This is a genomic window from Neobacillus rhizosphaerae (assembly GCF_937468385.1).
Taxonomy (GTDB): Bacteria; Bacillota; Bacilli; order Bacillales; family Cytobacillaceae; genus Neobacillus; species Neobacillus rhizosphaerae.
This window is the reverse complement of the sequence record NZ_CALBWS010000027.1, coordinates 67,092-80,401: the sequence shown is the minus strand read 5'-3', so window position 1 is coordinate 80,401 and position 13,310 is coordinate 67,092. Positions and strand designations below refer to the sequence as shown.

15 protein-coding genes are annotated in these 13,310 nt (G+C 41.4%); 14 read left to right on the top strand and 1 reads right to left on the bottom strand.

Features of this window, described 5'->3' with window-relative positions; all coding sequences use genetic code 11:
- Positions 1-347: 347 nt before the first annotated feature.
- The 10 genes from M5A78_RS18310 to cydS all read left to right on the top strand — a co-directional run bounded on the left by M5A78_RS18310 (position 348) and on the right by cydS (position 9,769).
- Positions 348-1,526 carry an MGDG synthase family glycosyltransferase gene (locus M5A78_RS18310; protein WP_248736723.1) on the top strand — a complete coding sequence of 393 codons (1,179 nt, stop codon included), beginning with the start codon at positions 348-350 and terminating at the stop codon, positions 1,524-1,526.
- Positions 1,527-1,732: 206 nt separating this feature from the next.
- On the top strand, positions 1,733-3,013 hold the full coding sequence (locus M5A78_RS18305; protein WP_248736722.1) for a right-handed parallel beta-helix repeat-containing protein: 1,281 nt from the start codon (positions 1,733-1,735) through the stop codon (positions 3,011-3,013).
- The gene (locus M5A78_RS18300) at positions 3,010-3,561 is read left to right on the top strand and encodes a nitrous oxide reductase accessory protein NosL (RefSeq protein WP_248736721.1); all 552 of its coding nucleotides are present in this window, start codon (positions 3,010-3,012) and stop codon (positions 3,559-3,561) included. Before M5A78_RS18305 ends, M5A78_RS18300 begins: the two co-directional genes overlap by 4 nt.
- A gap of 456 nt (positions 3,562-4,017) precedes the next feature.
- Positions 4,018-4,830 (top strand): ABC transporter permease, encoded by an 813-nt coding sequence (locus M5A78_RS18295; RefSeq protein WP_248736720.1) that lies wholly within the window; start codon positions 4,018-4,020, stop codon positions 4,828-4,830.
- Entirely contained in the window at positions 4,821-5,528 is a 708-nt protein-coding gene (locus tag M5A78_RS18290) for an ABC transporter ATP-binding protein (protein WP_248736728.1), read from the top strand. The genes M5A78_RS18295 and M5A78_RS18290 overlap by 10 nt, the downstream gene beginning before the upstream one ends.
- 52 nt (positions 5,529-5,580) lie before the next feature.
- Complete coding sequence (locus tag M5A78_RS18285; RefSeq protein WP_248736719.1) at positions 5,581-6,375, top strand: sensor histidine kinase; 795 nt, start codon at positions 5,581-5,583, stop codon at positions 6,373-6,375.
- Positions 6,375-7,016 carry a response regulator gene (locus tag M5A78_RS18280; RefSeq protein WP_248736727.1) on the top strand — a complete coding sequence of 214 codons (642 nt, stop codon included), beginning with the start codon at positions 6,375-6,377 and terminating at the stop codon, positions 7,014-7,016. The genes M5A78_RS18285 and M5A78_RS18280 overlap by 1 nt, the downstream gene beginning before the upstream one ends.
- 244 nt (positions 7,017-7,260) lie before the next feature.
- Complete coding sequence (locus M5A78_RS18275; protein WP_248736718.1) at positions 7,261-8,607, top strand: cytochrome ubiquinol oxidase subunit I; 1,347 nt, start codon at positions 7,261-7,263, stop codon at positions 8,605-8,607.
- A complete protein-coding gene (locus M5A78_RS18270) occupies positions 8,604-9,629 on the top strand; it encodes a cytochrome d ubiquinol oxidase subunit II (protein WP_248736717.1) in 1,026 nt (341 codons plus the stop codon). Before M5A78_RS18275 ends, M5A78_RS18270 begins: the two co-directional genes overlap by 4 nt.
- A 17-nt stretch (positions 9,630-9,646) precedes the next feature.
- Positions 9,647-9,769, top strand: a complete 123-nt coding sequence (gene cydS / locus M5A78_RS25000; RefSeq protein ID WP_454786405.1) for a cytochrome bd oxidase small subunit CydS — start codon at positions 9,647-9,649, stop codon at positions 9,767-9,769.
- Between the two features lie 632 nt (positions 9,770-10,401).
- On the opposite strand, the gene nikR is transcribed toward cydS, so the two are convergent.
- The gene (nikR, locus tag M5A78_RS18265) at positions 10,402-10,821 is read right to left on the bottom strand and encodes a nickel-responsive transcriptional regulator NikR (RefSeq protein WP_248736716.1); all 420 of its coding nucleotides are present in this window, start codon (positions 10,819-10,821) and stop codon (positions 10,402-10,404) included.
- A gap of 74 nt (positions 10,822-10,895) precedes the next feature.
- Here nikR and M5A78_RS18260 point away from each other — a divergent pair, with 74 nt between their 5' ends.
- Genes M5A78_RS18260 through M5A78_RS18245 form a run of 4 tightly spaced genes read left to right on the top strand, consistent with a single transcriptional unit; the run spans position 10,896 to position 13,303 of the window.
- On the top strand, positions 10,896-11,528 hold the full coding sequence (locus M5A78_RS18260; protein ID WP_248736715.1) for an energy-coupling factor ABC transporter permease: 633 nt from the start codon (positions 10,896-10,898) through the stop codon (positions 11,526-11,528).
- Entirely contained in the window at positions 11,525-11,803 is a 279-nt protein-coding gene (locus M5A78_RS18255; protein WP_248736714.1) for a PDGLE domain-containing protein, read from the top strand. The genes M5A78_RS18260 and M5A78_RS18255 overlap by 4 nt, the downstream gene beginning before the upstream one ends.
- A complete protein-coding gene (locus M5A78_RS18250) occupies positions 11,710-12,486 on the top strand; it encodes an energy-coupling factor transporter transmembrane component T family protein (protein ID WP_264760470.1) in 777 nt (258 codons plus the stop codon). The genes M5A78_RS18255 and M5A78_RS18250 overlap by 94 nt, the downstream gene beginning before the upstream one ends.
- Before the next feature lies 1 nt (position 12,487).
- Positions 12,488-13,303, top strand: a complete 816-nt coding sequence (locus M5A78_RS18245) for an energy-coupling factor ABC transporter ATP-binding protein (protein WP_248736713.1) — start codon at positions 12,488-12,490, stop codon at positions 13,301-13,303.
- Positions 13,304-13,310 lie beyond the last annotated feature (7 nt).

The window sequence follows — 13,310 nt, the reverse complement described above, 5'->3', positions numbered from 1 at the left end:
TTTATAACTTTTAGATCCTGTTACATATTTCATTACAGCATTTAATTTAAATTCATTTGTATACCTTTGAAATTGTTGTCCTTTTTTAGCCATAGAAAAATCCCCTCCAAGTATTAGTGTATCACCCACGCTATACACATGGGTTTTTTACACTGTCTACTTAAAGGGGATAATATCACCTTTTTCGGGTTTTTGTTAAAAGAATACTCTTAAAAAAATGCTGAAGGTAAGATTAAAAATCCATTAAAAACCGCGTTTCTTAAGAAAACAGTGATACATTGGAAATGGATAATTAGAAATCATCCTTTTCAATGAACGATTTTCTATCAGAACAGGAGATGGAACAAATGAAAAAGATTCTTTTTTTACCACTCTTACAAATGCAATCAGGACATCATCAAGTCGCTGAGGCAGTTATGGATTTATTAATAAATCATACAAAAGATATTATTTTTAAAAAAATTGACTTGTTAAGTTATACAAATAAATCGCTAGAAAAAATGATTACCAATGGATACTTAAAATGGATTCGCTACGCACCTGAAACCTATAAACTCGCATACAAAAGCTTTTTTTACGTCCCACCTACAAAGGGTCATTCCTTTATGTGGTATGAACCGCTCTTTTTGAAAAAAATGGAGCAGTTGCTAGCGGAAGAAAAACCGGATTTGCTCGTTTGTACTCATGCCTTTCCTTCTTATTTAATCAGCAGGTTAAAAATGAAGGGGAAATGCGACGTCCCCGTTATTAATGTCTATACTGATTTCTTTATTAATAGTGTTTGGGGAAGAGAGGGAATTGATGTTCATTTTCTTCCAAGTCAGCAGGTAAAGGAAAATCTACTTACGAAGTATCAAATTCCGAAACAACGGCTGTTTGTCACTGGTATTCCAATTCATGAAAGGATTACCAAAAAAGACGTTAGGAAAAAAATACACAACGAACGCCCGAAAATTTTAATAGCCGGGGGAAATAGCGGCTTGGGCGGAATTGCAAAACTAGCAGATGAGTTAAAACGCTCCACGCAGATTGATTATCTAGTTCTTTGCGGAAAAAATCGTAAACTATATGATGAAATTCTTTCATGGGATTTAGCGCATATTAAACCATTACCATATCTTTCATCAAGGACCGAGATGAATAGTATTTATGAAGCGGTCGATGCTATTATGACAAAACCTGGTGGTGTCACAATAAGTGAAGCATTAAAAAAACAGCTTCCAATCTTTGTTCATTCCACGCTCCCAGGTCAGGAGGAAATTAATTTACACTATTTAAAAGACAAAGAGCTTGCATTTGAACTTGATCAGAAACTTCCATTGGAAAAACAATTGCTCAATGTTTTGCTGGATGCTGACAAAATGAATTGCTGGGAGCAGGCCGTCCATTCCTATCAGAAGGGAATAGAGCTGGATAACCCGGAATCAATGTTAGGTGTAATAAGTGCCATCCTCGATCAAAAGACGAGCAGTCTTCAAACGGGAGTTGTTGGTCAGTCAAAGGTTTTTCAAAGTGCAGGGGCATAATAGAATTTCAAATACTCAGACTGAAGAAGAGCCATGTTCATGGTTCTTCTTCTTTTTTTTCTCAAAAATGTCAATTATAAATGGAAAAATAGCCCCTCCGAGTCATATGAAAAAATGGTGAATTCGTTTACTTTATTATTTGTTACACCTTGCGACCCCTTAAACTATGAAATAACTTAAGTTTTTCTAGGAAGGAAATAAAACGAATGAGAGTGGTAGTGAAACTATTTTTCATGGCGGTGATGATTAGTTTATTGGGAGGAAAGGAGGCTTTTGCAGAAGCATCGCTCCAGTCACAAATTAATGCTCTTCCCGAAGGTGCTGTACTTAAGTTGCAGGAAGGTATTTACGACGAGGCAATTGTTTTAAAAAGACCCATTGTCCTGGAGGGGGAAAAAGGGACCATTTTTAAAAGCTGTTCTTCTAAACCTGCACTGACGATTACCGGTAAAAATGTAAGCTTGAAACATATCAAAATAGTTGGTTGTCAAAAGGCGGAAAGTTCTTCTGCCATTTATTTGAGTGGAAAACAACATCAGCTTGAAGATATAACGATAGAAGGTTCCAACTTGGGTATGAAGTTGGATGAGGTTAAAAATAGTCGTTTCCGAGCTATCACAATTACTGGAAGGACTAAGGCGAACGGCTTTGATCTATGGGAATCCCATCATAATACCTTTGAAGGTATCCAGATTGATCACGTCCAAGACGGATTTTATATGGAAAATAGCCACTATAACACCTTTCGCGGCAATACCATCAACGATTCAAGGTACGGGCTGCACGTCATGTTTTCTGACAATATTACCGCTAGTAAGAATGTATCTGCACGCAATTTTACAGGGGCGATGGTAATGGGGACCCACCATTCCGTCTTTGAGGATAATCAGCTGATTGAAAATAACCAAAATGTGAACGCTCAAGGACTGCTTCTCTTCGATGTTCACGATTCCACGATTCGTCACAATCGGATTTCAGATAACCGGGTTGGGATGTTTATCGAAGATTCGAGTGGGAATAAAATGGTAGGCAACGAATTCTCGGCCAATTTTGTTGGGGCACAAATGAATAGAATCGAGAAAAATGTAATCAAGGGCAATGCCTTTATCAGCAATGTCAATGATTTTCAAGCGACGGATGGAACCGATAATACGATTCAAAAAAACTATTGGGATGCCGCTTTGAAGCTGGATACGGACGGTGATGGAATGAGCAATCTGGCTTACAGTGCTGACCCCTTCTTTCTTCATCTGACAATGGAAACACCTCCCTATCAGCTATTCTTTCAGCATCCAGGGATGATGTTACTGCAAAAAATGCTAAAAAGCCCCGAAGAGTTGCTGGTAACAGATAAAGAGCCGTTAATGAAAAATGAGTTAAAAAATCATATACAACCTGAACAGCAAAGGACCATCTTCTGGTTCATATGCCTGGCAATGATTTTTGCCAGTTTACTTGTAATCTATTTTGGGAGGAAAAAAACATGAAACACAAATTACTAAAAACATTACTGATAACCATCCTATCCTTATTCGTCATCGCCGGCTGTGGAAAAAAAGAAATTAAACCAGTAGCGATCAATGAAAAAACCGATAAATGTGATATCTGTCATATGGCTGTGAAAAACAATCAGTTCGCAACAGAAATTATCTTGGAAAACGGTAAATCTATGGTATTTGATGATATCGGCTGTATGTACAAATGGATGAAAGAAAATAAGGATAAAAAAATAGCTAATTCATTTGTGAAGGACTATGACTCGAAGGAATGGATTGAAGCAGAAACTGCCTCTTATGTGTATGACAAACCAATCAGAACGCCTATGGCCTATAATGTCATCTCTTTTACAGATAAAAAAGATGCGCAAAGTTTTATCGATAAAAATGGTGGCAGCCTTTTAACCTATGATAAACTCTCTAATCATTCGTGGGAAAAGAATGAAGAAATGGTCAAAGAGATGAAGGAAAAAATGAAAATGGATGGCGGCAAAGATGGCATGAAAATGGATATGGAACATTCCGAGGATAGCCACTAGACGGAATTGAAGATAAGTGCAAAGAGACAGTCATTTCAGATTGTCTTTTTGTATGGAAAAGGGGCGGAGCGCCTTGCGCTTTTCTTGGCCGATAGGAAAGTAAAACTTTCTATCAGGCATAAGTGCAACCACGCCTCTGTCTTCGCCCTTAGGGGCTCGCCAATCGGCGAGTTTTCTTTAAAAGATAAGAAAGTATAAAATTTTCGACTTTGAGAATTGTCTAGCTCCAGGCGCCATCGGCTAGTGTACTTCGCTCTTCTCCCTACGATAAGTCAACATCGGTTCGCTCCGCTCACCGTGTTTCCTTTATCTCAGTCGAAGCGCTCCAGTCCATACGCCGATAGGCGGGCGCCTTGCGCTTTTCTTATGCTAGGTTGGTTCTTTGCATGAAGTGGCGTTCCATAGTCGATGGTGGATTGGAACGCCATATACGTTTTGCGTGAAAGGAAATGAAAAATGAGAAACTTATGGCTTTCTGAATGGAAGACAATGACGAGGCAGCGTTCCTATTACCTGTTTTTAATCCTCTGGGTGCTGGTGTTTTCCCTGTTGTTTTTACTAGAACGAAATAATACCGGTATTTCCAGCTTTACGAATATAACGGGAACAATCGTTAATATCCTTCTGTATTTGCTGCCCCTTTTCATGATGATTATCGGTTCCTTTTCGATTACCAATGAAATGGAAAGCGGACAGTGGCATCTTCTCTGTACGTATCCCGTTAGTATCCCCACTTATCTAGTTGGAAAATTGGCCGGGCTAATGACCGCTCAAGCAACTGTATTCACATTAAGCTTTGGGATCAGCATGGCAATTGGTTTGTTGTCAGGCATCCAGCTATCGCTACCATGGCTGCTTGGCATCTATCTCTTTTCGCTCCTGCTGATCTATGTATTTTTGATTCTTGGCCTTTTCCTTGGAACAGTTGCGACAACAAGATGGAAGGCATTAATGACGTCTGTTGCCATCTGGTTCTTCTTAATCATGATTTGGCCGACCGCGCTAATTGCCTTGTTAGGTCTCGTTCCCTATCCGCTGATAGACCCGTTAATGAAAATCGCGATGGTTTTAAATCCTGCCGAGTTTTTACGTGTCTTTTTAATCATTCAATGGGATAGCGGTGCGATTTTTGGAGGGTCATATGATGCGGTTGTTCACCTATTTCAATCGGGCACCGGCTGGAGCATTCTAATCGGCTACATGATTGCTTACCTATTGATTCTGTTTTCCCTCTCCATTCTGTGCCTACGAAGAAGGAGATTTCTATGATCGAAATTATTAATGTTTCCAAGCTATTTAAACAAAAAACGGCCCTTTATCCGTTCTCATTAAAAGCTGAGGACGGTGAGTGCATTGTCCTTTGCGGGGGAAACGGTGCTGGTAAAAGTACCTTACTTCATATCATTGCCGGCATTTCTGCCCCAGGTGGTGGTACGGTGATGATTGATGAGGTTGATATCAATCATCAACGAAAACAGTATGTTTCGTTAATCGGCTATATGCCGGATGAGTTTTTTGCCCAAGAGACAATGACCGTTACCGAGTTTTTAACCTTTTATGGGACGTTTAGGAAGGTACCACCATCCCGGGTGAAGGAAGTTATACAAATTCTTGGGTTAGCGACCAAAAAGGATGACATGATTAAACACTTATCAAAAGGGATGCGTCAAAGGCTTTTATTTGGCCAAGCATGGTTAGCCAGCCCCTCCGTGTTGATACTGGATGAGCCGACAAATGGGCTGGATCCGTATTGGATAGATGTATTTATTGATTTGCTGAAAAAAATAAAGCGGAGCGGGACGACAATCATTTTTTCGACCCATATGATGGATGTTGCCGCAGAGGTGGCCGACCAAGTGGTCTTTATGGAAAATGGAATGATCGTAGAAGCAATCAAAAATGACCATATGAATCCCAAACAATTTATGGTGGAGCTGCTGGGCCGCTATCGTCAAAAAGAGGAATAATCGGGGCGGATATGCTTTAATGGAGTTATCAGCTAGGAGAGAGGCGGTTAGGATGTCGTTTCGTACACTAAAAATAATCTCGATTTTATTACCTCCGCTACTCATTGGGAGCTTCGAACTTATCCGGCATAGTGTATTACTGCATAATTTGTCAATGGAGACAGGGAATTACTTGATTATCTTATTAACATTAGTTATTTCCTATGTGTTTACCTCCTGGATGTTTAAAATGATGGAGGAAAAAAACCATCGCCTGGCAACGGAGCGGGAAATGCGCGCTGTTTATGAAGAAAGAGAACGGCTGGCAAAAGAATTACACGATAATATTGCACAAACCTTATTTTTACTAAAGGTGAATTTAAAAAAGGGAAAAATAAATGAAGCGAGCGGCCTTGTCAATTCCATCGACGCAAATGTTAGGCAGGCGATTTATAATTTGCGTGTGAATCCTTTAGAGATGATTTCTTTTCCGAAACGAGTGGAGAATTGGCTGAATGAATGGAGTACGGTTTCTGGGATTGAAACAAAGGTGACCATCCAGTTATCGGAGGGGTACTTTAATCCTTCAGAAGAAGTTCAGATTTTCGGAATCATCCAGGAGGCATTTACGAATATTCGAAAACACTCTGGTGCACAAACGGCTGTTTTACTAGTCCAGATGATTCCCCATGGCTGGGAAATGAAAATTGAAGATGATGGGAAAGGGTTCTCGAAAAATGACAGGAGGCCTAGTCAATACGGTCTGATCATGTTAAAAGAGCGAGTCGAAAAAATGGATGCGATGCTTGACATCTTCTCTGAGATAAATAAAGGGACGAAAATAACGGTAAAAGGGAATGATAAATGATGGTTCCATATCGAGTTTTGATTGCTGATGATCACCCCCATGCAAGGCAGGCTATTATGGAAATTCTTGAAGAAGAAAGCCTTTTTACGATTGTTGGTCAAGCAAAGAATGGAAAGGAAGCCATTGAACTGTGCGGTGAACATCTACCCGATATTTTATTAATCGATATTGAAATGCCGGTTTTGGACGGCTTAGAGGCAACGAAAATCATCAAGGAAAAATATCCGTTTATCAAAGTGATTATTTTAAGTGTCTCTGATAATGTAGGTGATTTGTTTACTAGCATTCAGTATGGAGCCCAGGGCTATTTATTGAAAAATATGGATCCGGATGATTGGCTTCAGTATCTGCGTTCGATTGTTGATGGGTCGAATTCGGCAACTAGGGACTTGGCTGGAAAGCTTCTCTATCAATTTCGAGAACGCGATTTGCAAAACACCACTAAGAATAGCTCTTTGACGCCGAGAGAAAAAGAAATTCTTCTGTTAGTTTCAGAAGGTTTAACCAATCGGCAGATTGCCGAAAACCTATTTATTGCCGAGAATACGGTGAAAAATCACATCAAAAATCTACTGGAAAAGCTCGGTCTAGAAAACAGAGTACAGCTTGCTTCGTATGCAGTTAAATATATTGTGAACTAAATGGGAAACGATAAATAAGAAGGATATAGAGGTGTGTGAACACTGGGCATAGAGGAGGGATCCTTATCTATAAAAAACAGGAACGAATGTTAATATGGCTAGCCTTTATCGTGGCATTTATTATCGGCTTATCGATTATTGGCCGGATTTTTTCAGGGTAAATGAAAACATGCTAATTGCCTGGCACTAAAGGGGAGGTTAAATGCTGCCTTCCGAAATTTAAGAAAGGTGGTCGTGTTGTGAAATGGGAAATGGAGATTCAGTATTTTTTAGCCGTGTCCTAACAGAATTAACCCTATCCTTCCACATCATTTATGCAACCATAGGTGTCGGCGTACCGCTGATGATTATGATTGCCCAATGGGTGGGGATTAAGAAGAATGACGAACATTATATATTACTGGCTCGCAGGTGGACGCGTGGGTTCGTTATTACCGTGGCTGTCGGGGTTGTGACCGGAACAGCAATCGGCCTGCAACTGTCTCTTTTATGGCCAAACTTTATGGAGCTGGCGGGAAATACAATTGCACTGCCGCTATTTATGGAAACCTTCGCTTTCTTCTTTGAAGCGATATTTTTAGGAATATACATATATACATGGGATCGATTTAAGAACCAGAAAAAGCATTTATTGCTCCTGATACCTGTTGCGCTGGGGGCATCCTTTTCCGCCATATTTATCACGATAGTGAATGCATTTATGAATGCGCCACAAGGCTTTGATCTTGTTAATGGGGAACTGGTGAATGTAAGTCCGCTCTTAGCCATGTTTAATCCGGCGATGCCGTCGAAGGTGGCGCACGTCGTAGTAACGGCCTATATGACTTCAGCATTTGTATTGGCCTCCATCGGCGCTTTTCGTCTATTGAAAGGGTCGAACCATGAGTATCACAAAAAGGCGTTATTATTAACGATGAAGCTTGGCTTGATATTTTCCATTGCAACAGCTGTAATCGGTGATTTTTCCGGAAAGTATTTAGCGGAATATCAGCCAGAAAAATTAGCAGCGGCAGAATGGCACTTTGAAACAGAAGCTGGTGCTCCGCTTATCTTGTACGGGGTTTTGGACAATGGAGAAGTGAAATATGCATTGAAAGTCCCATTTGGCCTCAGCATCTTAGCACATAGTAATCCGAACGCTAAAGTCATCGGCTTGGATCAATTTAGCAAGGAGGATGTGCCGCCGCTTTATATTCATTATTTATTCGATTTAATGGTAACAATCGGTATGTGGCTTATCTTCCTATCGTTGGTTTATCTCGTTGGTACGTGGAAAAAATGGCCGTTTATTTTTTCAAAATGGTTTAGATGGCTGATGGTACTCGGTGGTCCATTCTCGATTATCGCGATAGAAGCGGGCTGGTGGCTGGACGAAGTAGGCCGACAGCCGTGGGTTTTGCGCGGGATTATGCGGACAAAGGACGCAGCAACGGCAAGCGGACATGTGGATACGATGCTATGGCTGTTTGCCGGATTATATCTCATCCTTGGCATTGGCAGTGCGTTCGTATTATGGCGGATGTTCCGCAAGAATCCAGTGGAACAGGAATTAGCTGATCGGGCAGCGGATAAGGCGGGTGACATGAAATGACACTTGAAATCCTTGGAATTACCGTATTGGGCGTTTTTCTATTCGGGTATATTATCATCGCATCGATTGACTTTGGGGCAGGGTTTTTTAATGCCTTCAGTACGGTGACAGGAAAAGAGCATATTTTGACGAAGGTGATTCAACGTTATTTATCACCGGTTTGGGAAGTTACGAATGTATTTTTAGTCTTTTTCTTTGTCGGGATAATCGGCTTTTTTCCGAAAACAGCCTATTACTATGGTTCAACCTTACTTGTCCCTGTGAGTATCGCCGTGATTCTGCTGGCCATTCGCGGTGCCTATTATGCGTTTACCACCTATGGGGGATTGAAGCATAAACGGTATACCATCTTGTACGGACTTACAGGATTATTTATCCCAGCGTCCTTATCGATTGTGTTGACGATTTCCGAGGGCGGCTTTGTCACGATGGAGAAATCGGGGCCGGTACTTGATTATTGGGCCTTGTTTACAAGCCCGCTGTCATGGAGTATTGTTGTGCTTAGTTTGACATCTGTCTTATATATTTCCGCCGTGTTTTTAACATGGTATGCGCAAAAGGCGAAAGACAGGGCGGCCGCCAACCTGCTCCGGAAATATGCCCTTGTTTGGGCAGGGCCTGCCATCATCACCGCTACGGGAATTATCGTGGAGATGAAGGACCATAATCCGGAACATTATCAGCGATTAGTCGATGTCTGGTGGTTGTTTGGGCTATCCGTCATATTGTTTGCGGGAACTGTTTTCTTACTGTGGAAGAGGCTTGCTTACGGTTTAGCCTTTGGGTTATTAACCGGACAATTTACGTTCGCATTTTTGGCCTATGGAATATCGCATTACCCTTATTTAATGTATCCGTATCTCACGATTTATGATAGCTTCACGAACAAAGCGATGGCAACCGCCTTGGTGATTGCGTTTATTGCCGGACTCTGTTTACTCCTGCCATCGCTATACCTGTTGTTAAGGCTGTTCTTGTTTAACAAAGATTATGTTCAAGGTAATCGTAATGATCATGCTTAAAAGGAGGACCCACCGTGTTGGATGATTTCCTGATGTTTTACGCGCCATTTCTAGTGCTCCTTGCTTCTATAGCAGTAGCGTTCTGGATAGCTCCGAAAGATAAAGCTGTAAATACGACCAATTCTAGCCAAAATAAATAAAAGCGACACCATTTTGTTGCTAGAATGAACTAAAGAAGAGCCTTTGGGTTCTTCTTTTTTGTATGGAAAAGGGGCGGAGCGCCGCAAAAGTGAATTAGTTTATCCAATTCGAGTGAAATAAATACATTTTTCACTTCGAATTAGGTGAAGTTCTGCTCTGCTCACACCGCCTTTATTAAGTTAGCTTGGTTTTTAGAACGAATTGTATTTCCATGCTAGATGGTGGCGTGTAACGCCATTTACGTTTTCTGTGGAAAAGGGGCGGAGCGGCGCAAAAATGAATCACTTTAACCAGTTAAAGTGAAATACCCATTTCACTAGACGAAAGAGGTGAAGTCTAGCTCTGCTCTCACCGCCTTTATTAGGTGACTACTGCTTGTTCTCTAAATTTATTTTCCATGGTAGGGTTGGGAGTTGAGGCTCATGATAGTTTTTTGGGTAAAAAATAAAAAAACTGAGCTTGTGTGGATATTGGTGCTCAGTTTTGAATGTGTAAAGACATATAGAAAATATCGTCCATATTCATCGGGGCTTTATATTGATTTATTATTGTTCAAATTTAAAAAATTGACACATATGGCAAGGCTCCATAACATACATTGGTGTTACGATTAGGTAGAAAAGTGACACGATTATGGTTCCGTTACAGGAGAAACAGACAATGAACCATACTTTACCCCTTTTAAACTAAGTAATTTATCGCGTAAAGTACGGATATTTTGTGTGTTTCCGCGAACGACAATCATTTCCAAGCAATTATGATGATCCAGATGAAAATGAGTTGTGGCAAGAATGGCATCATGATAGTCGTGCTGAATGGTCGTTAGTTCCTCCATAAGATGGCGTTGATGATGATCATAGAAGATAAGGAGACTTCCTGCCACCTCATGATCGTCTTGTTCCCATTTATGTTTGACTAACTTTTCGCGGACTAAATCTCGGACAGCTTCAGAGCGGGTTTTATACCCTTTCTCTTCGATTAATTGATCGAAGCTTGCGAGTAAGCTTTCTTCCATGGATACGCCAAATCGACTTAAGTTCTTTGAAGTCAAAGTTTTGTGCCTCCTTCCTATAACTTAACCATATCATAAATATTTTTTTAGAAAAAGTGAAAAGGAGAACCGTAATGCATATTCCTGATGGGATATTAAGTCCCACTATCTTAGCTGCAGGTGCAGTGGTATCAGTTGTTGTCCTTGCCAAAAGTGTTCAAGAATCGAAGAAAAATCTCGAGCAAACAGCGGTACCGATTATGGGTGTAATGGCTGCATTTATCTTTGCAGCACAAATGGTCAATTTTCCCTTATTAGGCGCCGCAGCCTCTGGTCATTTGATTGGAGGAGCGTTAGCTGTTTATTTATTCGGCTTTTGGCCGACAACACTCATTATGACAACGGTTGTCACCATTCAAGCAGTGGTGTTTCAAGATGGGGGAATCAGTGTACTCGGGATCAATATCCTGAATATGGCGATTCTTGCCCCGCTAGCCGCTTCAATTGTCTATAAATTACTACGAAAAAGTAAAATCCCTGTTACGCTGATGGTATTTATTGCAGGCTGGGTTTCTGTTGTCGCCACTGCTGCTTTTGCCGCCCTTCAGCTTGGGGCGTCCAATGTGGTTTCCTATCGTTTGGCGTTACAAACACTTATCCTGTGGCATTCGATCATCGGCATAGGTGAAGGACTTATTACCGGAGCGGTTGTTCCTTTTGCCCGTCGATCTTCGTTCTTCCTTACAAGGAGAGAGGAGAGATCATGATGAAGAAACGGATTTATATTTGGATTACGGTATCGCTATTTATTGCTGGAGCTGTATCCTTGCTTGCTTCGCAGCATCCAGATGGCTACGAAAAGGCAGGAAAAGAGCTGGGATTTATTGACCGAGCGACATCGTATCTTCATTCACCACTCCCTGACTATGCCATTCCTGGCATGCACTCATGGCTGTCATCAAGTCTTTCGGGCATCATTGGGGTTGTGATTACGTTTGGCCTCTTTCTCTTGCTAGGAAAAATGGCAGGAAAACGAAATTGATTGCCCTCCCTCAACAAAGGGTCAAAGTGGTGATGGCCCTTTTCCTGATTGTGCTCGGCGTTTTACCGAAGGACCTTATGGTGATAGGTGGAAATTTGCTCATCGGGATGTTGCTTTTCTTTATTTATGGGATTCCGGTTCGTGCCTTTATTAAACAGCTAAGGCCGATAGTGTTCTTTATGCTGTTTACTTTTCTATTCTTTCCTTTATATGAGGGGGATCATGGATGGATAAAAGCGCTTCAATATAGCGGCCGATTGCTTTTTGTTGCCCAGGTGCTCACCTTTATGTTTTACCGCATGGGTATTCCGGCTTTTTTGCAAGTGTTAGCTGAGCTGCGGCTTCCTTCTATTTTTATTGAACTGATTATGTTTACATTGCGGTTTATGGACGTGTTTCGAGGTGAGGTGCGGCAAATGCTGTTAAGTCTTCGGAGCCGAGGCTTTTACACTGGTAAATGGTTTCAAGTAAAAAAATATCGGGTATTAGGCTGGCTATTAGGAAGTCTGCTGCTTCGCTCCTTTCAACGATCCGAACGGATTTACTTAGGAATGTTGAGCAAGGGCTATAAAGGAGAACGAAAGCCGATGGAAATAGAAATTGTACCTCGGTTTGAGTGGCTGCATGGTGTGCTGTGGGTCGGCTGTGTTGCCTGTTTGTTTTTTGTGGGAGGACAGCGATAATATGGATGTATTTCAATTTCATAATGTGTCGTATGGCTATACGAAGGACAAGCCGATATTAAGAGACATCTCCTTTTCGATACGCGAGGGTAGGAAAACGGCGATTGTTGGAGCAAACGGAGCCGGAAAGTCGACGATTTTGTTTCATTTGAATGGGCTGTATGCCACGCAGCAAGGAGATATATTTTTCCGTAATCAGAAGGTTGATAAGAAGCTGCGAAAAGAATTATATCAACATGTTGGCATCGTCTTTCAAGACCCTGACGACCAGCTTATTTCTTTAACAGTGTCCGAAGATATAGCGTTTGGACCTGTTCAAATGGATGTAGCTGCAGAAGAGGTTCAGGGAAGAGTGGATAAATATATCAAGCTTCTAGGAATTGAGCATTTACTGGCGGACAATCCCTCTGAGCTAAGTTATGGGCAAAAAAAGCACGTCACCGTTGCTGGGGTTCTTGCGATGGAGACAGATGTCTTTATCCTGGACGAGCCAATGGCCTTTCTCGATCCATTCGGAAAAGAACGGATGGCATCGATATTACAGTTGCTACAGGAGCAGGGCAAAACCGTGATTGTGACGACCCATGATATGCAGTTTGTCGCAGAATGGGCGGAGGATGTGATTGTGATTCATCAAGGTCAGTGCCTCGGAAGCTTCCAGCCCAGGGAGCTGTTTCAACGCCCTGATATTATGAAAGAGGCTAATTTGACGTTGCCGCCGATTGCCGAATTGATGAACGACATATGGAAAGGTAACCATGGAGAAATGCCGATACGAATTGAAGAAGCAAAGAAATGGTTAGCAACTTATATGTAAGAAAAAG